This is a genomic window from Pseudomonas orientalis (assembly GCF_022807995.1).
In the GTDB taxonomy this organism is placed as follows: domain Bacteria; phylum Pseudomonadota; class Gammaproteobacteria; order Pseudomonadales; family Pseudomonadaceae; genus Aquipseudomonas; species Aquipseudomonas orientalis_B.
The window spans coordinates 947061-972932 of the sequence record NZ_CP094351.1; the positions used below are offsets into that span (position 1 = coordinate 947061).

The 25872-nt window shown below is 60.6% G+C and carries 23 protein-coding genes; 12 read left to right on the forward strand and 11 right to left on the reverse strand.

Features of this window, described 5'->3' with window-relative positions:
- The first annotated feature begins 91 nt into the window (after nt 1–91).
- On the forward strand, nt 92–841 hold the full coding sequence (locus tag MRY17_RS04075) for a FadR/GntR family transcriptional regulator (protein ID WP_065951594.1): 750 nt from the start codon (nt 92–94) through the stop codon (nt 839–841).
- Nucleotides 842–849: 8 nt separating this feature from the next.
- On the opposite strand, the gene MRY17_RS04080 is transcribed toward MRY17_RS04075, so the two are convergent.
- Both MRY17_RS04080 and MRY17_RS04085 read right to left on the reverse strand, forming a co-directional pair.
- Nucleotides 850–1050 carry a hypothetical protein gene (locus MRY17_RS04080; RefSeq protein WP_181282685.1) on the reverse strand — a complete coding sequence of 67 codons (201 nt, stop codon included), beginning with the start codon at nt 1048–1050 and terminating at the stop codon, nt 850–852.
- A gap of 173 nt (nt 1051–1223) precedes the next feature.
- Complete coding sequence (locus tag MRY17_RS04085; protein ID WP_181282684.1) at nt 1224–2381, reverse strand: phospholipase; 1158 nt, start codon at nt 2379–2381, stop codon at nt 1224–1226.
- Nucleotides 2382–2614: 233 nt separating this feature from the next.
- Between MRY17_RS04085 and kdgD the strand changes: the two genes are divergently transcribed.
- The 4 genes from kdgD (at nt 2615) to garD (ending at nt 8132) form a co-directional block, all read left to right on the forward strand.
- Complete coding sequence (kdgD, locus tag MRY17_RS04090) at nt 2615–3526, forward strand: 5-dehydro-4-deoxyglucarate dehydratase (protein WP_104501658.1); 912 nt, start codon at nt 2615–2617, stop codon at nt 3524–3526.
- A gap of 54 nt (nt 3527–3580) precedes the next feature.
- Nucleotides 3581–5026, forward strand: coding sequence for an aldehyde dehydrogenase family protein (locus tag MRY17_RS04095; protein ID WP_181282683.1), 1446 nt, complete (start codon nt 3581–3583; stop codon nt 5024–5026).
- A 177-nt stretch (nt 5027–5203) separates the two neighbouring features.
- The gene (locus MRY17_RS04100; RefSeq protein WP_057724547.1) at nt 5204–6568 is read left to right on the forward strand and encodes an MFS transporter; all 1365 of its coding nucleotides are present in this window, start codon (nt 5204–5206) and stop codon (nt 6566–6568) included.
- A gap of 10 nt (nt 6569–6578) precedes the next feature.
- Nucleotides 6579–8132, forward strand: coding sequence for a galactarate dehydratase (gene garD, locus MRY17_RS04105; RefSeq protein ID WP_181282682.1), 1554 nt, complete (start codon nt 6579–6581; stop codon nt 8130–8132).
- Nucleotides 8133–8146: 14 nt separating this feature from the next.
- Here garD and MRY17_RS04110 read toward each other — a convergent pair whose 3' ends face one another.
- The 3 genes from MRY17_RS04110 to MRY17_RS04120 form a co-directional block, all read right to left on the reverse strand.
- The gene (locus MRY17_RS04110; RefSeq protein ID WP_243353336.1) at nt 8147–8851 is read right to left on the reverse strand and encodes an HAD-IB family phosphatase; all 705 of its coding nucleotides are present in this window, start codon (nt 8849–8851) and stop codon (nt 8147–8149) included.
- Nucleotides 8848–9612, reverse strand: coding sequence for a 1-acyl-sn-glycerol-3-phosphate acyltransferase (locus MRY17_RS04115; RefSeq protein WP_181282680.1), 765 nt, complete (start codon nt 9610–9612; stop codon nt 8848–8850). The genes MRY17_RS04110 and MRY17_RS04115 overlap by 4 nt, the downstream gene beginning before the upstream one ends.
- A 127-nt stretch (nt 9613–9739) precedes the next feature.
- Nucleotides 9740–10339 (reverse strand): GNAT family N-acetyltransferase, encoded by a 600-nt coding sequence (locus MRY17_RS04120; protein WP_181282679.1) that lies wholly within the window; start codon nt 10337–10339, stop codon nt 9740–9742.
- Between the two features lie 307 nt (nt 10340–10646).
- On the opposite strand from MRY17_RS04120, the gene MRY17_RS04125 reads away from it, so the two are divergent.
- Nucleotides 10647–11588: an AEC family transporter gene (locus tag MRY17_RS04125; protein WP_065951601.1), complete on the forward strand. Its 942-nt coding sequence runs from the start codon at nt 10647–10649 to the stop codon at nt 11586–11588.
- Between the two features lie 3 nt (nt 11589–11591).
- Here the strand turns inward: MRY17_RS04125 and MRY17_RS04130 are convergent, their stop codons facing one another.
- From MRY17_RS04130 to gatC, 6 genes are all read right to left on the reverse strand, one after another.
- Nucleotides 11592–11975: a carboxymuconolactone decarboxylase family protein gene (locus MRY17_RS04130; protein ID WP_191951661.1), complete on the reverse strand. Its 384-nt coding sequence runs from the start codon at nt 11973–11975 to the stop codon at nt 11592–11594.
- Nucleotides 11972–13027 carry a calcium/sodium antiporter gene (locus tag MRY17_RS04135; RefSeq protein ID WP_431768384.1) on the reverse strand — a complete coding sequence of 352 codons (1056 nt, stop codon included), beginning with the start codon at nt 13025–13027 and terminating at the stop codon, nt 11972–11974. Before MRY17_RS04135 ends, MRY17_RS04130 begins: the two co-directional genes overlap by 4 nt.
- A 50-nt stretch (nt 13028–13077) precedes the next feature.
- On the reverse strand, nt 13078–13449 hold the full coding sequence (locus tag MRY17_RS04140) for a septal ring lytic transglycosylase RlpA family protein (protein WP_181282677.1): 372 nt from the start codon (nt 13447–13449) through the stop codon (nt 13078–13080).
- Between the two features lie 160 nt (nt 13450–13609).
- Nucleotides 13610–15055 (reverse strand): Asp-tRNA(Asn)/Glu-tRNA(Gln) amidotransferase subunit GatB, encoded by a 1446-nt coding sequence (gene gatB, locus MRY17_RS04145; protein ID WP_191956605.1) that lies wholly within the window; start codon nt 15053–15055, stop codon nt 13610–13612.
- 10 nt (nt 15056–15065) lie between these two features.
- Entirely contained in the window at nt 15066–16517 is a 1452-nt protein-coding gene (gene gatA / locus MRY17_RS04150) for an Asp-tRNA(Asn)/Glu-tRNA(Gln) amidotransferase subunit GatA (protein ID WP_191956606.1), read from the reverse strand.
- A 16-nt stretch (nt 16518–16533) separates the two neighbouring features.
- Nucleotides 16534–16821 (reverse strand): Asp-tRNA(Asn)/Glu-tRNA(Gln) amidotransferase subunit GatC, encoded by a 288-nt coding sequence (gene gatC, locus MRY17_RS04155; protein ID WP_005784804.1) that lies wholly within the window; start codon nt 16819–16821, stop codon nt 16534–16536.
- 210 nt (nt 16822–17031) lie between these two features.
- Between gatC and mreB the strand changes: the two genes are divergently transcribed.
- The 6 genes from mreB to MRY17_RS04185 all read left to right on the forward strand — a co-directional run bounded on the left by mreB (nt 17032) and on the right by MRY17_RS04185 (nt 25858).
- Complete coding sequence (mreB, locus tag MRY17_RS04160; RefSeq protein ID WP_002555108.1) at nt 17032–18069, forward strand: rod shape-determining protein MreB; 1038 nt, start codon at nt 17032–17034, stop codon at nt 18067–18069.
- A 139-nt stretch (nt 18070–18208) separates the two neighbouring features.
- Complete coding sequence (gene mreC, locus MRY17_RS04165) at nt 18209–19303, forward strand: rod shape-determining protein MreC (protein ID WP_191951725.1); 1095 nt, start codon at nt 18209–18211, stop codon at nt 19301–19303.
- A complete protein-coding gene (gene mreD, locus MRY17_RS04170; RefSeq protein ID WP_057724558.1) occupies nt 19303–19791 on the forward strand; it encodes a rod shape-determining protein MreD in 489 nt (162 codons plus the stop codon). The genes mreC and mreD overlap by 1 nt, the downstream gene beginning before the upstream one ends.
- A gap of 50 nt (nt 19792–19841) precedes the next feature.
- Nucleotides 19842–20438, forward strand: coding sequence for a Maf family protein (locus tag MRY17_RS04175; protein WP_181282674.1), 597 nt, complete (start codon nt 19842–19844; stop codon nt 20436–20438).
- 70 nt (nt 20439–20508) lie between these two features.
- Nucleotides 20509–21966 (forward strand): ribonuclease G, encoded by a 1458-nt coding sequence (rng, locus tag MRY17_RS04180; protein ID WP_181282673.1) that lies wholly within the window; start codon nt 20509–20511, stop codon nt 21964–21966.
- Nucleotides 21967–22042: 76 nt separating this feature from the next.
- Entirely contained in the window at nt 22043–25858 is a 3816-nt protein-coding gene (locus MRY17_RS04185) for a YhdP family protein (RefSeq protein WP_243353337.1), read from the forward strand.
- Nucleotides 25859–25872: the final 14 nt, after the last annotated feature.

A 25872-nucleotide genomic window follows, 5' to 3' on the forward strand; every position in this document is an offset into this window, starting at 1 on the left:
GCACAGGCATGAAAGTCGCGACAGGAACGGTGATCGTACAACCGCCATGGGCTATGATGCGTCTTCAGTTCACCGAGAAAGATGACTCATCATGGAAAACGCCAACGCCGTCCCCCGTCTTCCCCGCAAGCGTCGCAGCCTTGCCCAGGAATTGGTCACGGTGTTGTCCGAGCAGATCCGCGACGGCCAGCTCAAGCGTGGCGACAAGCTGCCCACCGAGTCGGCGATCATGGAGGCCCATGGCGTCAGTCGTACTGTCGTGCGCGAAGCCATTTCGCGCTTGCAGGCGGCGGGGCAAGTAGAGACGCGGCACGGTATCGGTACGTTCGTATTGGACACGCCAAGCCCGAGCGGTTTTCGCATCGACCCGGCCACCGTGGTAACGCTGCGCGATGTGTTGGCGATTCTCGAATTGCGCATCAGCCTGGAAGTGGAGTCCGCAGGCCTGGCTGCCTTGCGCCGCAGCGACGAGCAACTGGCGGCCATGCGTGCCGCCCTCGATGCGCTGAATGAAAGCGCGGCCCACGCAGGTGATGCGGTGGCGTCAGACTTCGCGTTCCACCTGGAAATTGCGCTGTCCACCGGCAACCGCTACTTCACCGACATCATGACCCACCTGGGCACCAGCATCATTCCGCGTACCCGTCTGAATTCGGCGCGCCTGGCCCATGATGACCAGCAGCACTATATGGGACGCCTGAGCCGTGAGCATGAAGAGATTTATGAGGCGATCGCGCGTCAGGACTCGGACGCGGCGCGTGCGGCCATGCGGTTGCATTTGACCAACAGTCGGGAGAGGCTGCGCCATGCCCATGAAGAGGCGGAGGCGCAGCGGGGATAGACGCTCAGTCAAGGATATGGCTTTTCGGACGTTTTCAAATAGATCGCAATCTGGTTGTTCACCTCGTCGAAGATCTTGCGCTCGACCTGATCGAGAGCAACTTGATCATCTATTTTGGAGTGGATCTCATCACCAATGTTTGGCTCATAATCAAGCGAGCGCGATTTTTTTCCGCTTTTGACGACATTCACTTTCCAAGTCTTGGACATCGTGCACCTCCACAGTTTTGAGAGTTAGCAGCTTTCCGATATCACAGTGCTTGTAGACGAACTCCGCACTGAGGTCACTGAAAGTAGGATGTAACTTATGGCTGCTGGGGAGGGCGCGCTACTGTCAGAATTGACAGTAGCGACGGGCGGTTCAAGACAATAGGGCATTTATCTCAAGCAGCGGGTTTGGTCGGCTTGTAATCCTTGAGCAGCAAATACGTACTCCACCCCCACCAATCATCCGTCCAGTGCTTGTCGCTCAGGTCATTCACATCCTTGCGTCGCACCACCTTGTCCCCCTCCATCTTGAACAACGGCGAAAAGTTATTGGCCGGGTTCTGCACGGCGTTCAGATCCGGAACATACAATGGCGCCTTGAAGCTGGCCGGGGAGGGCGCGACACCGCTGATGAACGTCTCGAAAATTTCATCCGCCGAAGCCTGCACTGCACGTTTGACCTGCACCCGATTGTCCGCATCAACAGCGTCGAAATAGCGTTTATCCCCAAACGCGTGCCACTGATCCCCCACGGCATTGCGCACCTTTAGGCCGAACTTGCTGTCTTCGTCATGCATGAAGCGGCTGATCAGCGATCCCAGCTCGGCAGGCGTGACGACCGCCGCCAGTTGCTTGCGTGGGACGCGCAGGTGGCCGGCGGAAAACAGATCGGTGAGGAAGTGGTCGGCAAAGCCGTTCATGGCGTACGCCAATTCCAATGCCTGGTCGGTGCCGGTCTGATGCGCGACTACGGCCTGTTGCAGCGCCGCTGTATGCCCGGCCAGGTAGGCGGACAATGCCCATTCGCCAAAGTGGTCGGCATTGTCCGCCGCCAGTTTCAAGTAGCGCCCCAGTGGAATCAGGGCGGAGATAGCGCTGCCGCCACCGGTAATACGGTTCCACTCCTCGGACAACGTATCACCCAGGGCGTTATAGGCTTCATGAGGTTGCTTCCCGTCCTTGATCGCCTGTTTTACCGCGCTGGTCTCCTTTTGCATCACCGCCAGGATCTTGCCTGCTTCTTCCCGCGAAGCAGGCAGGACCGCCAGTGAATTAAAGGCAGCGGTGAAGCGTTGTACTCGCTCGGCAGAGGTGGCGCCATCGTTGACAGGTTGGCCGGGAATCCCATAGAAGTCGCCACCCAGGGCAATCACTTGGCCATAGGTCAGCGCCAGTCCGTTAGGCAAATGCAGCTGCACTTCTCGCGCAGGCAGTGCTGCGGCGTCCTTGGCAAAACGCAGCAGCGTGTCGTCGCCGATGGCGGTGTGTTCAGCGCCTTCGAAGCGCAGGGTAGGCGTCTTCCTTGCAGATGCGGCGTATTCAAGACCTGACATGTTAGCTCCTTGCTTAATGTCTAAGAGTTCCTTTGTGCTGTACGTATATACAGTAAAAGCATCATAGATCAGAAACTTCCTACGTCAAGAAGCCGGCTTCAACAGCGAGCTTGAGATGAGCGCCGATGAATTACAGTTGACGAATCCTTTTATAGTTGTACGATGACGTACGACATCACTTAAACCAACAACAACGCTTTCCTCAGAAAGTCTTCGCCCAGGGTGTTCGAATAATGAATCCACAAGAACTGAAGTCCATCCTCTCCCACGGTCTGCTGTCTTTCCCGGTGACCGATTTCAATGCCCAGGGTGACTTTCACCAGGCGGGCTATATCAAGCGCCTGGAATGGCTGGCCCCGTACGGCGCCACAGCGCTGTTCGCCGCAGGCGGCACCGGTGAGTTTTTCTCCCTGGCCGCCAGCGAATATTCCCAAGTAGTGAAGACCGCTGTTGATACCTGCGCCACCAGCGTGCCGATTCTTGCCGGTGTCGGTGGCGCAACCCGCCAGGCCATCGAGTACGCTCAAGAGGCGGAGCGCCTGGGCGCCAAAGGCCTGCTGCTGCTGCCGCACTACCTGACTGAAGCCAGCCAGGACGGTGTTGCCGCCCATGTTGAAGCCGTCTGCAAATCGGTCAAGATCGGCGTGGTGGTGTACAACCGTAACGTGTGCCGCCTGACCGCGCCGCTGCTGGAACGCCTGGCCGAGCGCTGCCCGAACCTGATCGGCTACAAGGATGGCCTGGGTGACATCGAGTTGATGGTGTCGATCCGCCGTCGTCTCGGCGACCGTTTCAGCTACCTCGGCGGCCTGCCGACTGCAGAGGTTTACGCCGCTGCCTACAAGGCCCTGGGTGTGCCGGTGTACTCCTCGGCGGTGTTCAACTTCATTCCGAAAACCGCGATGGATTTCTACCACGCGATTGCCAAGGATGATCACGCCACCGTTTCCAAAATCATTGACGATTTCTTCCTGCCTTACCTGGACATCCGTAACCGCAAGGCCGGTTATGCCGTGAGCATCGTCAAGGCCGGTGCGAAAATCGCCGGCTACGACGCCGGTCCGGTGCGCACGCCGCTGACCGATCTGCTGCCGGAAGAATACGAAGCCCTGGCCGCGCTGATCGACAAGCAAGGCGCGCAATAACTTATCAACAAGGCCGCTGAGAGATCAGCGGCCTTTTGCGTCAGGAGAAGATTCGTGTCCCAAGCAAAGCGTTTTGACAACTACATCAACGGTGAATGGGTAACCGGCGCCGACTACTGCACCAATATCAACCCGTCGGATCTTTCCGATCTGATCGGCGAATATGCCAAGGCTGACGTCGCTCAGGTCAATGCCGCTATCGACGCCGCCCGTGCGGCATTTCCGGCCTGGTCCACGTCCGGTATCCAGGCGCGCCACGACGCGCTGGACAAAGTCGGCAGCGAAATCCTCGCCCGCCGCGAAGAACTTGGCACGTTGCTGGCCCGGGAAGAGGGCAAGACCCTGCCCGAAGCCATCGGCGAGGTGACCCGCGCCGGTAACATCTTCAAATTTTTCGCCGGTGAATGCCTGCGCCTGTCTGGCGACTACGTGCCGTCGGTGCGTCCGGGCGTCAACGTTGAGGTCACCCGGGAAGCCCTCGGGGTGGTCGGCTTGATCACACCGTGGAACTTCCCGATCGCCATCCCTGCCTGGAAAATCGCCCCGGCCCTGGCCTATGGCAACTGCGTGGTGATCAAACCTGCCGAGCTGGTACCCGGCTGTGCCTGGGCTTTGGCCGACATCATTTCCCGCGCCGGTTTCCCGGCCGGTGTGTTCAACCTGGTGATGGGCAGCGGCCGCGTGGTGGGCGATGTGCTGGTCAACAGCCCGAAAGTCGATGGCATCAGTTTTACCGGTTCCGTCGGTGTGGGTCGCCAGATCGCCGTCAGCTGCGTATCGCGCCAGGCCAAGGTGCAGTTGGAAATGGGCGGCAAGAACCCGCAGATCATTCTCGACGACGCCGACCTCAAGCAGGCCGTCGAGCTGTCGGTGCAGAGCGCGTTCTACTCCACCGGCCAGCGCTGCACCGCTTCCAGCCGCCTGATCGTGACCGCCGGTATCCACGACCAGTTCGTCGCGGCCATGGCCGAGCGCATGAAGTCGATCAAGGTCGGCCATGCGCTGAGCAGCGGTACCGACATTGGCCCGGTGGTTTCCCAGGCCCAGTTGGATCAGGACATGAAGTACATCGACATCGGCCAGAGCGAAGGCGCGCGGTTGGTCAGCGGCGGCGGTCTGGTGACCTGCGACACCGAGGGCTACTACCTGGCGCCGACGCTGTTTGCCGACAGCGAAGCGGCCATGCGCATCAGCCGTGAAGAGATTTTCGGCCCGGTGGCCAACGTGGTGCGCGTGGCCGATTACGAGGCTGCGCTGGCCATGGCCAACGACACCGAGTTCGGCCTGTCGGCGGGGATCGCCACCACGTCGTTGAAGTACGCCAACCACTTCAAGCGCCACTCCCAGGCCGGGATGGTCATGGTCAACTTGCCGACCGCCGGGGTGGACTATCACGTTCCGTTCGGTGGCCGTAAGGGTTCGTCCTACGGTTCGCGTGAGCAGGGTCGCTATGCGCAAGAGTTCTACACCGTGGTGAAAACCAGCTACATCGGGTCGTAGCCTCCATTTTACTGTAGGAGCGAGCTTGCTCGCGAAGCACGTCAACGATGACGCGGGCATTCGGGACGCCCGCGGTGCCTGTGAGTTTTTCGCGAGCGAGCTCGCTCCTACAGGGGCTGCACCCAGTAAGACATAACCATTACCCGCAAAAAAAATAATTAGTGGGAGTACTTCTACATGCAAGCGACCAAGCCGACTCACGTCCGCTATTTGATCCTGCTCATGCTGTTTCTGGTGACCACGATCAACTACGCCGACCGTGCAACTATCGCCATCGCCGGCTCCAGCCTGCAAAAAGACCTCGGCATTGACGCGGTCACCCTCGGCTATATCTTCTCTGCATTCGGTTGGGCCTACGTTGCCGGGCAAATTCCCGGCGGCTGGTTGCTCGACCGGTTCGGCTCGAAAAAAGTCTATGCCCTGAGCATCTTCACCTGGTCACTGTTCACTGTGCTGCAAGGCTACGTCGGTGAGTTCGGTATCTCCACTGCCGTGGTTGCGCTGTTCATGCTGCGCTTTATGGTGGGCCTGGCCGAAGCGCCATCCTTCCCGGGTAACGCGCGGATTGTGGCGGCCTGGTTCCCCACGGCCGAGCGCGGTACGGCATCGGCGATCTTCAACTCGGCGCAGTACTTCGCCACGGTATTGTTCGCACCGCTGATGGGCTGGATCGTTTATCGCTTCGGCTGGCAGCACGTGTTTATCGTGATGGGCGTCATTGGCATCGTGTTCTCCCTGATCTGGCTGAAAGTTATCCACAGCCCGCGTCAGCACCCGATGATCAACGAAGCTGAGTTCAATCACATCGCCGCCAATGGCGCGATGGTCGACATGGACCAGGACAAGGGCAAGGGTAAGAAAACCGACGGTCCCAAGTGGGATTACATCCGCCAGTTGCTGACCAATCGCATGATGCTTGGCGTGTACCTGGGCCAATACTGCATCAATGGCATTACTTACTTCTTCCTGACCTGGTTCCCCGTGTACCTGGTGCAGGATCGTGGCATGACCATCCTCAAGGCCGGTTTCATTGCCTCGTTGCCGGCGATCTGCGGATTTATCGGTGGCGTGCTGGGCGGGGTGATTTCCGACTATCTGCTGCGCAAGGGCCATTCCCTGACCTTCGCCCGCAAGGCGCCGATCATTGCCGGGCTGCTGGTGTCCAGCAGTATCATTGCGTGCAACTACGTCGACGTTGAGTGGATGGTGGTGGGTTTCATGGCGCTGGCCTTCTTCGGCAAGGGCGTTGGCGCACTGGGCTGGGCGGTGGTGTCCGACACCTCGCCGAAACAAATCGCCGGCCTCAGTGGCGGCTTGTTCAACACCTTCGGTAACCTGGCGTCGATCACCACGCCGATTGTGATTGGCTACATCATCAGCACCACCGGCTCGTTCAAATGGGCCTTGGTGTTCGTCGGCGCCAATGCGCTGGTGGCGGTGTTCAGCTACCTGGTGATTGTCGGCCCGATCAAGCGGGTGGTGCTCAAGGAGCCGCCAAGCGAAGGCCCTGCGTTGACCCATCTTTCCCAAGCGCATTCCTGAGGTTCGTGTGATGCAGTTGATTGAACATGCCGACTCGCCGCGCTCGATTCGTTTGCACGAGCGCGACAATGTGGTGATCGTGGTGAACGACCAGGGCGTACCGGCCGGGACCGAATTTCCGGACGGCCTGGTCACCGTGGATTTCATCCCGCAGAGCCATAAGGTGACGCTGGAAGATATTCCCGAAGGCGGACCGATCATTCGTTATGGCCAGACGATCGGCTACGCGCTGGCGCCGATCCCGCGTGGCAGCTGGGTGCAGGAAGACCAGTTGCGCATGCCCACCGCGCCGCCGCTGGACAGCCTTCCGCTGTCCACCGACGTACCTGAAGCCCAGGCGCCGCTGGAGGGGTTCACCTTCGAGGGCTATCGCAATGCCGATGGCACCGTGGGCACGCGCAATATCCTGGGGATCACCACCACGGTACAGTGCGTGACCGGCGTGCTGGATCATGCCGTCAAGCGCATCAAGGATGAATTACTGCCCAGGTACCCGCACGTCGACGATGTGGTGGCGCTGACGCATAGCTATGGCTGCGGCGTGGCGATCACGGCGACAGATGCCTACATCCCGATCCGTACCGTGCGCAACCTGGCGCGCAACCCGAATCTGGGCGGCGAAGCCCTGGTGATCAGCCTGGGCTGCGAGAAATTGCAGGCCGGGCAAGTGATGCACGACAACGACAGCTCCGTCGATCTGAGCGAGCCCTGGCTGTACCGGTTGCAGGATTCCAGCCACGGCTTTACCGAAATGATCGAGCAGATCATGGCGCTGGCCGAAGTCCGTTTGAAAAAGCTCGACCTACGCCGCCGCGAAACGGTGCCCGCGTCCGAGCTGATCCTGGGCATGCAATGCGGCGGCAGCGACGCGTTTTCCGGCATCACTGCCAATCCGGCGCTGGGATATGCATCCGACCTGTTGCTGCGGGCCGGAGCGACGGTGATGTTTTCGGAAGTCACCGAAGTCCGCGATGCCATCTACCTGCTGACTTCTCGCGCAGAGACGAAGGAAGTTGCCGAAGAGTTGGTGCGTGAAATGGACTGGTACGACCGTTACCTGGCCAAGGGCGAGGCGGATCGCAGCGCCAATACCACGCCGGGCAACAAGAAGGGCGGGCTGTCGAATATCGTCGAGAAGTCCCTGGGCTCCATCGTCAAGTCCGGCAGCAGCGCGATCAACGGCGTGCTCGGCCCAGGCGAGCGCTTCAAGACCAAGGGCCTGATTTTTTGCGCAACCCCGGCCAGTGATTTTGTATGCGGCACCTTGCAACTGGCGGCGGGGATGAACCTGCATGTATTCACCACCGGGCGCGGCACGCCGTACGGGTTGGCGATGGCGCCAGTGGTGAAAGTGTCGACGCGCACCGAGCTGGCGCAGCGCTGGCCGGACCTGATCGACATCGACGCCGGGCGGATTGCCACCGGGCGCGCGAGCATCGAGGAACTGGGCTGGGAGTTGTTCCACTTCTACCTGGATGTGGCCAGCGGCAGAAAGCAGACGTGGGCGCAGCGGCACAAGCTGCACAACGACATCACGTTGTTCAATCCCGCGCCAATTACCTAGGCCGGTTGCCTGCGTCAGGCGCGCTCGTTCATAAGTGCGTGGATGTGCGCCTGAACCTGTATGGGCGTGTCAGCTCGAAGGATGCGTCCGGACATCTCGGGCATGGGCTGCCGGGTGTAATAGTCAGCGCAGACAAAACCGTCAACCCAACCATCGGCGTACACCTGATAGTCGGATCTGGCATCTCCGACTATCAGGGCTCGGCCCGTCAGCCGACCTTCCTTGCGCCATTGCTGCACGATTCGACTCTTCCCTCTGCCGGGGCTTATCAATGGTGACGGCCTGGGGCACAGCGCTCGCGAACCGACCCAGAAAAGGCGGTTCGCGATGACATTGCGGGCTTGGATATTCAGTGAGCGAGCAATGGGGGTGATGCACTCTGTGTACCCTCCGGAGAGGATGTACACATGCGTACCCGCTCGTTGCAGGTCGCGCACGGTCTGCTCCAGGGACGGGTCGAGGCTGCCAATGATGGTGTCGACATAACGTTGAATATGATGCTTGCGGATATACGGGATCATCTTCATCACAGCCACCATTTCCCACAGGCTGGCATTGCCCGACAGAGCCTTGGGCGCGATGAGTTGCAATTGCTCCAGCATTGGCTTGGCGTTCGGGCTTTCGCCGATGGCCGACTTGACGATCTCCAGAGTGCTTTCGTGGTTCACCAGGGTCTGATCGAAATCGAAAATGACATGGGTATCGCGGGTCGTGGTCATGGGCGCGCCTGCGCATCTACCCGGCGGTAGTCATGTTTATCTTCCCGCGTCCACCGGGTTGCAGCGATGCCCAGGTGGTCGGCGATACGCGCTTGTATCAGGTCCGAAAAGGCTTGGCCGCTTTGGTTTTGCATGCGTTCTACCGGCTCCAGGTAGGTCATGTCTATCGTCATCCAGGGCATCGCCAGCAGGCGCAGGAAGCACGCCAGACCTGATGCATGAAGCGGGCTGGCAACCAGGCCAAAGGGCAGGGTAAGGCGTCCGGCCAGTGGCACCACCGGCAGTCCACGGCTCAGCAGTCCGGGGCGGAAGCGATACAAACCGCGACCATTGTTGATGGTTGCCTCGGGATTGGTGTAGAGGACGGTGCCTTGATGAGTGGTTGCCAGGTTACGAAGGTTACGTGCAAACGTCTTCTTATCGGCACCGTTCCAGAAGTGGCCGCCCGCGCACTTGATCAGAAGGAATGCAGTGAAGCTGATAACCCTGTTGTAACCGCTTGAGGCCACCAGTGTTGCGCCAGGCATTGCCAGTATGGCGAACGGATCAATCACGCTGACGTGATTGGCCGCCACCACACAACCCTTGGTGAGTGAGGCGATTTGCCGTGTTGACAGTGCGCACCTGATCCTCAGGCCCATTATCCACAGGATGCCTCGGTACATGGGGCGCTTGACGGCAAGGGGCAGCGGCCAGGCCAGAAGGCTTATTACAACAATCAAGACGATGCGAATGACGGCCAGCATATAACCGAAGGGCATATAAAGTTTCCTGGGGAGACTGGGATAAGCCCAGGTTTCCCGACTACATAGGTCCGCTACGGAATGCAAAGGGCAAGCTTGAGCCGGTTGTGTTTTCAAGGGGCCGAATACTCAGTGGTAATGTTCGTTAAGCGGACTGGACGTGTTCAGGCTTTTTCACTCGGCGCGAGAACCGCGTGATTCGCTCGAGATTTGCGGGCCTTATTTCCTGGAACCGCTCCCGTGTAAGAACAATCTTCAGGTGAGGGCCATAAGCGGTCTCTATGACGTCTCCGGCGACCTCTGGCATATGCAGAAAGGCTCTGTTCATTTCCAGCGCGCGGTGATGGTGGATATTGGTAAGCGTGTAGATCTGCTCAAATCCCAGGCGCTGGAAACCGTATTCAAGTGCCAGGTGGATCGCAATAAAGGGGTAGGGTGTGCCCCAGTATTTCCTAAGGAATCGGTTGCCGAAGTTAACGCCATATTCTTTTTTTGCGAATCCTGCATAACCGATAAAGGGTTCCTCCAAGCCCACACTCACAGCCCAGCGTGACCAGTTCTGATCGATAAGTTCTTTTGTGAATACCGAAATTTCATTGGCGGCGGCGTCTCTGCCGCGTGTAGTGCCGGCCGAAATGAACTTCATTGCCTCGGGGTCGCCGAGCAGCTCGGCATAGCCTTCAATGTCCTGATCGTCCCAGCTTCTGATATGCACATTGTGCAATTGACTGAAGGATCTGCGCATAGTCACCCCTTGTGTTTCGAACACACGATGGTTCGCTACCGGATTATTAAAATGTTACAGGAGGGATTTTCAGGGCGGATGTCGTTGATGCAGAGGCGCAGAGTCTTATAAGCATGTAGGAGCGTATGCAGAGTTTTGTGGGATGGGCTGTACTTGGCTGGAAACTCTGAAGTGGATCCTGTAAATGAATCAAGTTCCCTGTTTTCGGGTTTTACCTGCCTGACTATTGTTAAATGAAATATCAGCCACAGGCACCAGTGCTTTATTATTACGGTTCCCTGATAACAGGACTCAAGGCTGATACAGCATGCTCGCCATTTTTCTCACGACGCTCACCATCACCGCGCCGGTGTTCGCCATGCTGTTCCTCGGTGTGCTGCTCAAGCGCATCAACTGGATCAACGACAACTTTATCCATACCGCTTCGTCCCTGGTGTTTAACGTCACCATGCCGGCGCTGCTGTTCCTGGGCATCCTGCACGCCGATCTGCATTCGGCGCTCAAGCCCGGTTTGCTGATCTACTTTGCCGTGGCCACGTTGGTGAGCTTTGCCATGGCGTGGGGCTGGGCGATTTTTCGCTGCAAGCGCGAAGACCGGGGTATCTACACCCAGGGCGCGTTTCGCGGCAATAACGGGGTGATCGGCCTGGCGCTGGCTGCCAGCATGTATGGCGACTACGGGATTTCCCTAGGTGCGATTCTCGCGGCGTTGGTGATCCTGTTCTACAACACGCTGTCGACCATTGTGCTGGCGGTGTACAGCCCGGTGATCAAGTCCGACCCGTGGAGCATCTTCAAGAGTGTGGTGGCCAACCCACTGATCATCAGCGTGATTGTCGCGGCGCCGTTTGCGTACTTCCAGATCGGCCTGCCCGGCTGGCTGGAAAAGTCCCTGGGGTACCTGGCGGACACGACACTGCCCCTGGCGCTGATCTGCATCGGCGGCACCTTGTCCCTGGCAGCGCTGCGCAAGAGCGGCAACATGGCCTTGAGCGCCAGCCTGATGAAGATGGTCTGGTTGCCGGTGATCGCCACACTGGGCGCTTGGCTGCTGGGGTTCCGTGGGCCGGAGTTGGGGATTCTGTTTCTGTACTTCGGCGCGCCGACGGCGGCGGCGAGCTTCGTGATGGCCAGGGCGGCCGAGGGGAATCATGAGCTGGCGGCGGCGATTATCGTGATCACCACCCTGATGGCGGCGGTGACCACGAACATTGGCATTTTTGTGCTGCAGGCCGGGGGCTGGATCTGACCGTTAGCGCTGATCCGCCTGATACGCTTCTATTACTTCCTGCGCCGCGCGAAACGCATCGATGGCCGCCGGTACGCCGGCATACACCGCGCAATGCAGCAGCGCCTCGCGAATTTCTTCTACGGTGCAGCCATTGTTCAGTGCGCCACGCACATGCCCCTTGAGTTCTTGGGGGCACTTGAGCGCAGTCAGCGCGGCCAGGGTGATCAGGCTGCGCGTCTTGAGCGGCAAGCCCTCGCGATTCCACACGCTGCCCCACGCGTGTTCATTGACGAAGTCCTGCAGTGGCTGGCTGAACTCGGTGGCATTGTCCAGGGCGCGATCGACGAATACATCGCCCATCACCTGGCGACGCATTTCAACCCCTGGCTTCTTCTGAGCGGTCATTGCGATTCCCTCTTGTGTTGACGGTGCCAGGCGCGCAGCGACGTAAACAACAGCACCACCACTAACGCCGGCAGGATGTAAAACAGCATCAATTGTTCAAGCTTGGTCGCCAGGGGCATGCCGGTGGTGAAGGCCATGACATGCAGGCCATACGCCAGATACAGCCCCAGCAGCACCAACCCTTCGGCGCGGGTGACGCGGTAGCCGGTATAGAACACCGGCAGGCACAGAACGATGGCGCCGAGCATGACCGGCAGGTCGAAGTCCAGAGCGTTGGGCGAGACCGACAGCGGCGACGGCGCCACCAGAGCGGTAAAGCCCAGCACGCCGAGCAGGTTGAACAGGTTGCTGCCGATCACATTGCCCACGGCAATCTCCCGCTCGCCACGCAAGGCGGCGATCAGCGACGTGGCCAGGCAGGGCAGCGAGGTGCCGACGCCGATCAACGTCAGGCCGATAATGCGCTCCGACAGGCCCAGGTCGCTCGCCACCTCAACGGCCGCTCCCAGCAGCAAATGCCCGGCCACCACCAGCACCAGCAACCCGCCAAGCATCAACACCACGCTGCTCAGCCACGGCGCCCTGGTCACGGTAGCCAGCGTGCGTGGACGCCGGGAATGGCGCGTCTGGTAGTGCAGCACGCCGAGGTAGGCCAGCAGCGCCACCAGCAGCACCAGGCCGTCAAACGGCGTCAGCGCCTCATTGGCGGCGAGGATGAACACCAGCAGGCCGGCGACGATCATCACCGGGATATCCAGGCGCACCAGTTGTCGTGACACCCGTAACGGAATGATCAACGCCGACAAGCCCAGGGTAACGAGGATATTGAAGATGCTGCTGCCGATCACACTGCCCACGGCGATATCGGTGTTGCCGGCCAAGGTGGCTTGCAGGCTGACGGCCATCTGGGGCGCGCTGCTGCCGAAGGCAACAATGCTCAGGCCGATGATCAATGGCCGCACCTTGAGGCTGGCAGCCAGGCGCACCGCGGCCCGCACCAGGATTTCAGCGCCGACGATCAACAGCAGCAAGCCGCTGACCAGTTCGAGCAGGCTCCAGGGCGAGAGGGCGTTCAATCCGAAAATACTCAAGGCGGCCTCGATCAGTTGTTCAGGGCTTGCACGCGCACTTGCGCGGTGCCGCTGCCCAGCATACGCAGTTGCTCGGCGGCTTTGCGTGAAAGGTCGATCAGGCGGCCACGGCTGTGCGGGCCGCGATCATTGATACGCACCACCACAGAGCGGTTGTTGGCCAGATTGGTCACCTTGACCTGAGTGCCAAAGGGCAGGCGCCGATGGGCGGCGGTCATGGCGTTCTGGTTGAAGGCTTCACCGCTGGCGGTTCGTTTGCCATGGTGCCTGGCGCCGTAATAGGAGGCGGTGCCGGTTTCGTCGTAGCCGTTGGGGTCGATGAGGCCGCTGGCGCAACCGGTCAGCAGGGAGGACAAGGCCAGCAGGCCGAGTAGACGCTTCATTTTTTTGGATATCCCCCTGGCAAATGTGGGAGGGGGCTTGCCCCCGATAGCGGTGCAGCAGTCAATACATGTGCCGACTGACACACCCTCATCGGGGGCGAGCCCCCTCCCACATGGGTCCGAGTCGAGCAAGAAATTCCACTCGGACCGTTCTGCGCTATCAGCCTTCGAGCTTGCTTTTGAGCAGTTCGTTGACCTGTTGCGGGTTGGCCTTGCCCTTGGACGCTTTCATCGCCTGGCCGACGAAGAAGCCGAACATCTTGCCGCGCTTGGCTTCGTCAGCCGCACGGTATTGTTCGACCTGCTCGGCGTTCGCCGCGAGCATTTCATCGAGCACGGCCGAGATCGCGCCGCTGTCGGTGACTTGCTTGAGGCCGCGCTTGTCGATGATTTCATCGGCGCTGCCTTCGCCTGCGGCCATCGCTTCGAACACAGTCTTGGCGATCTTGCCGGAGATGGTGTTGTCCTTGATGCGCAGCAGCATGCCGCCCAGTTGCTCGGCGCTGACCGGTGCTTCGTCGATTTCCAGGCCTTGCTTGTTCAACAGGCTGCCCAGCTCGACCATGACCCAGTTGGCCGCCAGCTTGGCGTCGCCGGCAATGCTTACGACTTTCTCGAAGTAGTTCGCTTGTTCGCGGCTGGAGGCCAGCACGCTGGCATCGTAGACCGACAGGCCGAACTGCGCCTGGAAGCGCTCGCGTTTCTGCTGCGGCAACTCCGGCAGGGTGGCGCGGATATCGCTGAGGAACGAGTCTTCCAGCACCACCGGCAACAGGTCCGGGTCGGGGAAGTAACGGTAGTCGTTGGCTTCCTCCTTGCTGCGCATGGCGCGGGTTTCGTCTTTGTTCGGATCGTACAGGCGAGTTTGCTGGATGACCTTGCCACCGTCCTCGATCAGTTCGATCTGGCGACGCACTTCGCTGTTGATCGCCTTCTCGATGAAGCGGAACGAGTTGACGTTCTTGATCTCGCAGCGGGTGCCGTATTCGGTCTGCCCCTTGGGACGGATCGACACGTTGCAGTCGCAGCGCAGCGAACCTTCGGCCATGTTGCCGTCGCAGATGCCCAGGTAGCGCACCAGCGCGTGGATCGTCTTGACGTAGGCCACGGCTTCCTTGGCGCTGCGCATGTCCGGCTCGGAGACGATTTCCAGCAACGGCGTGCCGGCACGGTTCAGGTCGATGCCGGTCGCGCCCGGGAATTCTTCGTGCAGACTCTTGCCGGCGTCTTCTTCCAGGTGCGCACGGGTCACGCCGACACGCTTGATGGTGCCGTCTTCCAGGGGGATGTCCAGATGGCCCTTGCCGACGATCGGCAATTCCATCTGGCTGATCTGGTAGCCCTTGGGCAGGTCCGGGTAGAAGTAGTTCTTGCGCGCAAACACATTGTGCTGCCCGATCTCGGCGTCAATCGCCAGGCCGAACATCACCGCCATGCGCACCGCTTCCTGGTTCAGTACCGGCAGCACGCCGGGCATGCCCAGGTCCACCAGGCTCGCCTGAGTGTTAGGCTCGGAGCCAAACGTGGTGGCGCTACCGGAGAAAATCTTCGATTGGGTGGCGAGCTGGGTATGAATCTCCAGCCCGATCACAACTTCCCATTGCATAGTGTTCTCCTCAGAAGCCGGTAGGGGTGCGGGTGTGCCAGTCGGTGTGCAACTGGTACTGGTGCGCCACATTGAGCAGGCGGCCTTCCTGGAAATACGGGGCGAGCAATTGCACGCCGACCGGCAGGCCATCGACGAAACCGGCGGGCATGGACAAGCCCGGCAAGCCCGCGAGGTTGGCGGTGATGGTGTAGAGGTCTTCCAGATACTCGGCGATTGGGTCGCCGGTCTTGGCGCCGATCTTCCATGCCGGGTTCGGCGTGGTCGGGCCGAGGATCACGTCGACTTCTTCAAAGGCCGCCATGAAGTCGTTCTTGATCAGGCGACGGATTTTCTGCGCCTTGAGGTAGTACGCATCGTAGTAGCCGGCGGACAGGGCATAGGCACCGACCATGATCCGGCGCTGGACTTCACTGCCGAAGCCTTCGCCACGGGAGCGTTTGTACAGGTCGATCAGGTCCTTGGGATTTTCGCAGCGATAGCCGAAGCGTACGCCGTCGAAACGCGACAGGTTCGAAGACGCTTCTGCCGGTGCGATCACGTAGTAGGCGGGAATCGCGTGCTGGTTGTTCGGCAGGCTGATTTCCTTGATCACCGCGCCAAGCTTTTCCAGCTCCTTGATGCTGTTGTGCACCAGGTCGGCGATACGCGGGTCCAGGCCGGCGCTGAAATACTCTTTTGGTACGCCGATGCGCAGGCCCTTGACCGAGGTGTTCAGGCTGGCGCTGTAGTCCGGCACGGGTTCATCGATGCTGGTGGAGTCCTGTTTATCGAAGCCTGCCATGCCTTGTAACAATATTGCGCAGTCTTCGGCGGTGCGTGCCAATGGGCCGCCCTGATCCAGGCTGGAAGCGTAGGCGATCATGCCCCAGCGGGAAACGCGACCGTAGGTCGGCTTCAGGCCGGTGAGGTTGGTGAACGCTGCCGGCTGGCGGATCGAACCGCCGGTGTCGGTCGCCGTAGCGGCCGGCAGGAAGCGTGCAGCCACGGCTGCGGCCGAACCACCGGAGGAACCGCCGGGAACGTGGTCCAGGTTCCACGGGTTTTTCACCGCGCCGTAGTAGCTCGACTCGTTGGCCGAACCCATGGCGAATTCGTCCATGTTGGTCTTGCCCAGGGTCACGGCGCCGGCGGTGGCCAGTTTGGAGACCACGGTAGCGTCGTAGGGCGCCTTGAAATTGTCGAGCATCTTCGAGCCGCAACTGGTGCGAATGCCCTGGGTGCAGAACAGGTCCTTGTGGGCAATGGGTGCGCCCAGCAATGCGCCGTGTTCGCCGTTGGCGCGACGTGCGTCGGCGGCCTTGGCCTGGCTCAGGGCCAGCTCCTCGGTAAGGCTGATGAAGCTGTTGACCTTGGGATCGTGCTTGGCGATACGCGCCAGCAGGGTTTTGGTCAGCTCTTCGCTGGAAAACGTTTTGTCGGCGAGACCGCGGGCGATCTCGGCCAGAGTCATGTGATGCATGAAAGGCTCTTTCCCTTTAGTCGATGACTTTCGGAACCAGGTACAGGCCGTTTTCGACCGCTGGCGCGATGGACTGGTAGGCCTCGCGGTTATTGCGCTCGGTCACGACGTCGGCGCGCAGGCGCTGACTGGCTTCCAGCGGGTGAGCCAGAGGCTCGATGCCGTCGGTATCGACGGCCTGCATTTGGTCAACCAGCCCGAGAATGCTGTTCAGGGCTGCGGTGGTCTGTGGAAGATCGGCGTCATTGAGGCCAAGCGAGGCCAGATGCGCGATTTTTTCCACGTCGGAGCGTTCAAGCGCCATGGGATTCTCCAGTGGAAAACAGAACGGAGGGCGTCCGTGTGTTAGATTGTCGGAACACTACCGCATTTCTACGGTCATAAGGCCGCGATTGTGGGGGTTGGTGCACAGAAAGTCGGCCAATTTAGCACATTGGCGCCTTGCCCAAAATCCCTGTCGTTGTTAGAGTTTGCCGCACTTTTTTACCCACGCGTTGCCTAGGGTCCTTTCCCCATGTTCAAGAAACTGCGTGGCATGTTTTCCAGCGATCTCTCCATTGACCTGGGCACTGCCAACACCCTTATTTACGTGCGCGAGCGCGGTATCGTTCTGAATGAGCCATCGGTTGTGGCCATTCGGACCCATGGTAATCAGAAAAGTGTCGTTGCCGTTGGCACCGAGGCCAAGCGCATGCTCGGCCGTACACCAGGCAATATTGCTGCCATTCGTCCGATGAAAGACGGCGTGATCGCCGACTTCAGCGTCTGCGAAAAAATGCTGCAGTACTTCATCAACAAGGTTCACGAAAACAGTTTCCTGCAGCCCAGCCCTCGTGTGCTGATCTGCGTTCCGTGCAAGTCCACCCAGGTGGAGCGTCGTGCCATCCGTGAATCGGCCCTCGGTGCCGGTGCCCGCGAAGTGTTCCTGATCGAAGAGCCGATGGCCGCCGCAATCGGCGCCGGCCTGCCGGTTGAAGAGGCCCGCGGTTCGATGGTGGTGGATATCGGTGGTGGTACTACCGAGATTGCCCTGATTTCCCTGAACGGTGTGGTGTATGCCGAATCCGTACGCGTTGGCGGCGACCGCTTCGACGAAGCGATCATCACCTATGTGCGCCGTAACTACGGCAGCCTGATCGGCGAATCCACCGCCGAGCGCATCAAGCAGGAAATCGGTACCGCTTACCCGGGCGGCGAAGTTCGCGAAGTCGATGTTCGCGGTCGCAACCTGGCCGAAGGTGTGCCGCGCGCCTTCACCCTGAACTCCAACGAAGTGCTGGAAGCGCTGCAAGAGTCCCTGGCCACCATCGTTCAGGCGGTGAAGAGCGCCCTGGAGCAGTCGCCGCCCGAGCTGGCTTCCGATATCGCCGAGCGTGGCCTGGTTCTGACCGGGGGTGGCGCCTTGCTGCGCGACCTCGACAAGTTGCTGGCCCAGGAAACCGGCCTGCCGGTGATCGTCGCCGAAGACCCGTTGACTTGCGTTGCCCGTGGCGGTGGTCGTGCACTGGAAATGATGGATAAACACACCATGGACCTGCTCTCCAGCGAATAAGATTGCCTGGACGGTTCATGCTGGATCGGCAGGCGGCACTTTGCAGTGCCGCCTGTTGGCGTTTATCTTCTTCAATCTGCATCCAGGCCGGTTTGATGCCGTATGAATAAAGAGAACATTTGCCTGGGAGGAGCGGCCTATTAAACCGCTCTTTGCCAAAGGCCCCTCATTGGGCGTGCGCTTGTTGGTGCTGACCGTGCTTTCGGTCGCGCTGATGGTGGTCGATGCGCGCTTTTCGCTGCTCAAGCCTGTGCGTAGCCAGATGTCGCTGGTGTTGATGCAGACTTACTGGATCACCGACCTGCCGCAGCGTCTCTACCAGGGCGTGGCCAGCCAATTCGGCAGCCGCACCGAACTGGTCGCCGAAAACGAAAAACTCAAGACCGAGAACCTGCTGTTGCAGGGCCGCATGCAAAAGCTCGCAGCCCTCACCGAGCAGAACGTTCGGCTGCGTGAGTTGCTCAACTCTTCGGCACTGGTCAACGAAAAAGTCGAAGTGGCCGAATTGATCGGCATGGACCCCAACCCCTTTACCCATCGCATCATCATCAACAAGGGCGAACGCGACGGCGTTGTGCTCGGCCAGCCGGTGCTCGATGCCCGCGGCCTGATGGGCCAGGTGGTTGAATTGATGCCCTACACTTCGCGCGTCCTGCTGTTGACGGACACCACTCACAGCATCCCCGTGCAGGTCAATCGCAACGGCTTGCGCGCCATTGCCAGCGGCACCGGTAATCCGGAACGCCTGGAGTTGCGGCACGTGGCCGATACCGCCGATATCAAGGAAGGCGACCTGCTGGTCAGCTCCGGCCTGGGTCAGCGCTTTCCGGCGGGCTACCCGGTGGCCACGGTCAAGGAGGTCATCCACGATTCCGGCCAGCCGTTTGCCATTGTGCGTGCCGTCCCGACTGCCGCGTTGAACCGCAGCCGCTACCTGCTGCTGGTGTTCAGCGACAACCGCACCCCGGAAGAGCGCGCCAACGACGCCGCCCAGGCTCAGGAAGCGGAAGACAAGCAGAACGGCACCGCCCCCGTGATTCCCGCCACCGTGCCTAAACCGGCGTTCGTGGGGCCACCGGCGCCTGCGACCGTACCCGCAACCGCAGCGCCTGTCGCCACACCGGCCAAGCCCGCCGCACACAGCGCACGCCCGGCGAAACCGGCGGCAACCACCGCGCCTGCCGCGAGGCCCGCGACCACCGCCCCGGCCACGACGCGGCAGAGGGAGGAATAATGGCCAGCACTCATTCACGCAATGGCTGGGTGGTCTGGTTGACCTTTGCGGTCGGCTTGCTGCTCAGCGTGTCACCGCTGCCGCAATTCATGGAAATCCTGCGCCCGCTGTGGCTGGCGCTGCTGCTGGCGTTCTGGTCGTTGCACCTGCCGCACAAGGTGGGCATGGTCACGGCGATGTGCCTGGGCCTGGCGGAGGATGTGCTCTATGGCACCTTGCTCGGCCAGAATGCGTTGATCCTGACCCTGATTACCTTCCTGGTGCTGTCGTTGCAGCAGCGCTTGCGTATGTTCCCGATGTGGCAGCAGTGCCTGGTGATCCTGGTGATCTTCGGCCTGGCGCAGCTTGTTCAACTCTGGCTCAGTGCCTTGACCGGCAATCGCCAGCCGACCCTGGCGCTGGTGTTGCCGGCGCTGGTCAGCGCGTTGCTGTGGCCCTGGGTCAGTTTCGGCCTGCGTGGGTTACGTCGTCGCTATAAAATCAATTGATGGATTGCGAGGCTCTGCCTGGTTATCGAACCCTACAGGGAGAGTCTGCAATGAATACGCTTTATCTGGCCTCGGGCTCCCCGCGCCGCCGTGAGTTGCTGACCCAGATCGGTGTGCCTTTCACCGTGGTCAGCGCCGTCATCGATGAAACGCCTCTAACCAACGAAACCCCTGTGGCCTATGTCGAGCGCCTGGCGCGAAGCAAGGCCGCCGCGGGTTTCGCTGCGCTTGGGCAAACCACGGGTATCTGCGTATTGGGTGCCGATACGGCGGTTATCGTGAATGGCAAAATTCTCGGCAAACCGGTGGACCAGGCTGATGCCCTGGCGATGTTGATGGCCCTGGCGGGGCGTGAACATGAAGTCCTCACGGCCATTGCACTGAACGACGGCCAGCGCTGTGAAACCCGTTGTGTCAGCAGCCGTGTTGCGTTTCGCGACATTTCCGTTCAGGAGGCTACGACCTACTGGCACAGCGGCGAACCCCGGGACAAGGCAGGCGGCTATGCTATCCAGGGGCTTGGCTCGGTGTTCGTGACCGGACTCAATGGCAGCTATTCCGCCGTGGTCGGCTTGCCAGTGTGCGAAACCGCGCAACTGCTGAGCCAATTCGGCATACCCTGTTGGCAAAACCTTACCGCGCGCTGAGCACCTTACTTTCGCGCCAAGCCATAAGCGATCGGTCACTATTGTGAAAACGCCTGAACGAGACCCAGCCATGAGTGAAGAGATTCTGATCAATATCACGCCGATGGAATCGCGCGTGGCGGTGGTAGAGAACGGTGTTCTGCAAGAAGTGCATGTGGAGCGTACCCAGAAGCGCGGGATCGTCGGCAACATCTATAAAGGCAAGGTGGTACGCGTATTGCCGGGCATGCAGGCAGCCTTCGTCGACATCGGCCTGGACCGCGCCGCGTTTATCCACGCTTCGGAAATCTCCCTGCGCGAAGGCCCGGCGGTGGAAAGCATCAGCGCCCTGGTGCACGAAGGGCAGAGCCTGGTGGTGCAGGTCACCAAGGACCCCATCGGTTCCAAGGGCGCCCGGCTGACCACTCAACTGTCGATTCCTTCGCGGTACCTGGTGTACATGCCGCGTACGGCCCATGTGGGTATTTCTCTCAAGATCGAAGATGAAGCCGAACGCGAGCGCCTGAAGAAGGTGGTCAGCGACTGTGTGGCCGCCGAAGGCATCAAGGAAGCCGGTGGCTTTATCCTGCGCACCGCCGCCGAAGGGGCGGGCGCCGATGAAATCCTGATGGACATCCGTTACCTGCGACGCCTGTGGGATCAGATTGATGTACAGATCAAGACGATTGGCGCACCAAGCGTCATCTATGAAGACCTTGGCCTGGCGTTGCGAACCTTGCGCGATCTGGTCAGCCCAAAAATCGAGAAAATTCGCATCGACTCGCGGGAAACCTTCCAGCGCACCACGCAATTTGTCGCCGAACTGATGCCGGAAATTGCCGACCGCCTGGAGCATTATCCAGGCGAACGGCCGATCTTCGACCTGTATGGCGTCGAAGACGAAATCCAGAAAGCCCTGGAACGCAAGGTCCCGCTCAAATCCGGCGGCTATCTGGTGGTGGACCCGGCGGAAGCCATGACCACCATCGACGTCAACACCGGCGCGTTCGTGGGCCACCGCAACCTCGAAGAAACCATCTTCAAGACCAACCTCGAAGCGGCCACCGCGATTGCGCGCCAACTGCGCCTGCGCAACCTGGGCGGCATCATCATCATCGACTTCATCGACATGGAGGACGGCGAACACCAACGGCAGGTCCTGCGCACCCTCGAAAAGCAGTTGGAGCGCGACCACGCCAAGACCAACATCATTGGCATCACCGAGCTGGGCCTGGTGCAGATGACCCGCAAGCGCACCCGCGAAAGCCTTGAACAGGTGCTGTGCGAACCCTGCAGCAGTTGCCAGGGACGCGGCAAGTTGAAAACACCGGAAACGGTTTGCTACGAGATTTTCCGCGAAATCCTGCGGGAGGCACGCGCCTACCAGGCCGAAGGTTATAGAGTGCTCGCCAATCAGAAAGTGGTGGACCGCCTGCTGGATGAAGAGTCGGGTAACGTCGCTGAACTGGAGGGCTTTATCGGGCGCACCATTCGTTTTCAGGTCGAAACCATGTACTCCCAGGAACAATACGACGTGGTGCTGCTCTGATCCCCATTCGTTTTCTCTTTTCGAGACCGACAGGCGCAGACCTGTGGTCCGACTACTGCCTTGAGGGTCGCCTGACATGGAGCGTCTGATACGCTTTTTTGCCGCTTTGACCCGTTGGGGGCTGTGCCTGTGTGCGTTGCTGCTGGTAGTGGCGGCGGTGTACGTAAGCCTGGGCCGTGAATTGACCCCGCTGGTGGCCGAGTACCGCGCTGAAGTCGAAGCCAAGGCCCAGGCTGCGGTGCAGATGCCGCTGCATATCGGTAGCCTCGAGGGACGCTGGAAAGGATTTGCGCCAATATTGCTGGCCCATGACGTAATGGTCGGCGAGGGGAGCAGTGCGTTGCGTCTGGACCAGGTTGAGGTGGTGCCCGACCTCTGGGCCAGCCTGATGGCTCGTGAAGTGCGCATCGCGCACCTGCAAGTCAGCGGCTTGCAGTTGAGCGTCAAGGAAGACAAGGAGGGTCGCTGGGCGCTGCAAGGCTTGCCGATACCGGATGACCAGCCCCTGGACCCGCAGCAACTGCTCACCCGCATGCAAATGGTCAAGCGCGTATCGGTGCTGGACAGCCAGGTAACGCTGCAACCGTTTGACCGCGCGCCGGTGACCGTGACGTATGTAGGCCTGAACCTGCACACCGGTACGACCCGGCAACGCGTGGACGCGCGCCTGACACTGCCCGACGGCCAACCGCTCGCCCTGAGCCTGCGCAGCCGCATGCGCGCCAGCCAATGGAAAGATGCCGAGGTCGAGGCCTACTTGAGCCTCCCTCAAAGCGACTGGGCTCAGTGGATTCCGTCCCGGCTGACCCGGCAATGGAAGCTCACCCAGCTCAAGGCCGGCGGTGAGTTCTGGCTCAACTGGGCCAACGGCACCGTGCAAAGCGCGGTGGTGCGCCTTGATTCGCCGCAAGTGAAAGGCAGCTACGCCGAGCGTAAGCCGGTCCATATCGAGAACCTGGCGCTCACCGCTTATGTGCAACGCAGCGACGGCGGTCTCAAGGTGCTGTTTGATTCGCTGGCCATGAATATCGGCGAAACCCGCTGGGAATCGCGCCTGCAACTGCAGCAGAGCCTGGCCACCGATAAAGATCAGGAAGTCTGGAAGCTTCAGGCCGACCGGCTCGACCTGACCCCCATCACTCCACTGCTCAATGCCCTGGCACCACTGCCGGAAGGTTTCGCCAAGGCCGTCGAGCATCTGAAAGCCACCGGTCTGTTGCGCAATGTGCTCGTGGACTACCGTCCAGAGGACAGCACCGATCAAAAAGTCAGTTTTGCCGCCAACCTCGAGCGTGTCGGTTTTGACGCCTACTTCGGCGCACCGGCCGCGCGCAATGTGTCCGGCAGCATCAGCGGCGACCTGGGCCATGGCGAGTTGCGCATGGACAGCAAGGACTTTTCCCTGCACCTGTCGCCGATCTTCGCCAAGCCATGGCAGTACATCCAGGCCAATGCGCGCCTGACCTGGACGCTGGACAAGCAGGGTTTCACCCTGGTCGCGCCGTATATCAAAGTGCTGGGGGAGGAAGGCAAGGTCGCTGCGGACTTCCTGATTCGCCTGCATTTCGACCATAGCCAGGAGGACTACATGGACCTGCGGGTCGGTATGGTCGACGGCGATGGTCGTTTCACCCCCAAGTATCTGCCGGCAGTGTTGAGCCCGGCGCTGGATGAATGGTTGCGCACGGCGATCCTCAAAGGCGCGGTAGATGAAGGTTTCTTCCAGTACCAGGGCTCCCTGAGCCACAACGCGCTGCCGGCCTCACGCAATATCAGCCTGTTTTTCAAGGTGCATGATGCCGAGCTGGCGTTCCAGCCGGGCTGGCCCCATGTGAGCAAGGTCAACGGGGAGGTGTTCGTCGAGGAGAGCGGCGTGCGCATTCTGGCCAGCAAAGGGCAGTTGCTCGATACCCAGGTCAAGGACGTCTACGTCAATATCCCCCACGCACCGGCCGGCCAAGACAGCCATCTGCTGCTCACCGGCGGATTCTCCGGTGGTTTGGGCGATGGTCTGAAAATCCTCCAGGAAGCGCCGATCGGCACCGCCTCCACCTTTGCGGGCTGGAAGGGCGAGGGCAACCTGCAAGGCAGCCTGGACCTGGATGTGCCTCTGGCCAAGGGCACCGAACCCAAGATCGTGGTCGACTTCAAGACCGACAAGGCGCGCCTGCAACTGGCCGAGCCCACCCTGGACCTGACCCAGCTCAAGGGTGACTTCCGTTTCGACAGCGCCAAGGGCTTGAGCGGCCAGTCTATTTCGGCCCAGGCGTTCGATCGCCCGATCACCGCGCAGATTTTTGCCGAGGGCAAGCCCGGCGCTATCAGCACCCGCGTGACCGCCAAGGGCCAGGTCACGGTCAAGCGGCTTACGGACTGGTTGAAAATCAGCCAGCCGCTGCCGGTGTCCGGCGATATTCCGTACCAGCTGCAAGTCATCCTCGACGGCGCGGACAGTCAGCTGATGGTCGACTCCAACCTCAAGGGCGTTGCGGTGGATCTGCCGGCGCCGTTCGGCATGCCGGCGAGCCAGGGCCGTGACAGTACGTTTCGCATGACCTTGCAGGGCGCCGAGCGGCGTTACTGGTTTGATTACGGTGAGCTGGCGAATTTCACCTTTGCGGCGCCGCCGGATAACTTCAACGATGGCCGCGGCGAATTGTTCCTCGGCGATGGCGATGCGGTATTGCCCGGCGCCAAGGGGCTGCGCGTTCGCGGAGTGCTCTCCGAGCTGGACGTCGATCCGTGGAGAAAGCTGGCGAACCGTTACGCGGGTAACGATCCGGGCGGCAGTGCCAGGCAACTGCTCAGCGGTGCCGATTTCAAGGTGGGCAAGCTGACCGGTTTCGGTACCCGGTTCGACCAGGTCAAACTGCAACTGGATCGCAAGCCCGTGGCCTGGGGCCTGCAGTTCGACAGCCAGCAAGCCAAGGGCACGGTGAATCTGCCGGACGCCAAGGGCGCCCCTATTGCCGTCAACCTGCAATACGTGAAGCTGCCCGCCGTAGACCCTACCGTGCAGGCTGACGAAAATGCGCCGGACCCGTTGGCCGATATCGATCCCAAGGATATCCCCGCCTTGGATATCGCCATCGATCAACTGTTCCAGGGCCCGGACCTGGTCGGCGCGTGGTCGTTGAAAATCCGCCCGACCGCCAAGGGCCTGGCCTTCAACAACCTGAACCTGGGCCTCAAGGGCATGCAACTCAACGGTGCCGGTGGTTGGGAAGGCGCGCCGGGGGCCAGCAGCAGTTGGTACAAAGGGCGACTGGACGGCAAGAACATTGCCGACGTGCTCAAAGGCTGGGGATTTGCGCCCACGGTGACCAGCGAGGATTTTCATCTGGACGTGGATGGTCGCTGGCCGGGTTCGCCGGCCTGGGTCGGGCCGAAGCGGTTCTCCGGTAGTCTGGACGCGGCGTTCCGCAAAGGCCAGTTCGTGGAAGTGGAAGGTGGCGCCCAGGCGCTGCGGGTGTTCGGCCTGCTTAACTTCAACTCCATTGGCCGCCGTTTGCGCCTGGACTTCTCCGACTTGCTCGGCAAGGGCTTGAGCTATGACCGGGTCAAGGGCTTGCTGGCGGCCAGTGATGGTGTGTTCGTGACCCGTGAGCCCATCACCATGACCGGGCCGTCCACCAACCTTGAGCTCAACGGCACCCTGGACCTGGTGGCGGACCGCGTCGATGCCAAATTGCTGGTGACCCTGCCGGTTACCAACAACCTGCCCATCGCGGCATTGATCGTCGGCGCGCCGGCCATTGGCGGTGCGTTGTTCCTGATCGACAAGTTGATCGGAGACCGGGTGTCGCGCTTCGCCAGTGTGCAGTACACCGTGCAAGGCCCCTGGAAAGACCCGAAAATCACCTTCGACAAGCCATTTGAAAAACCAAACTGAGAGGCTGTGGAGTA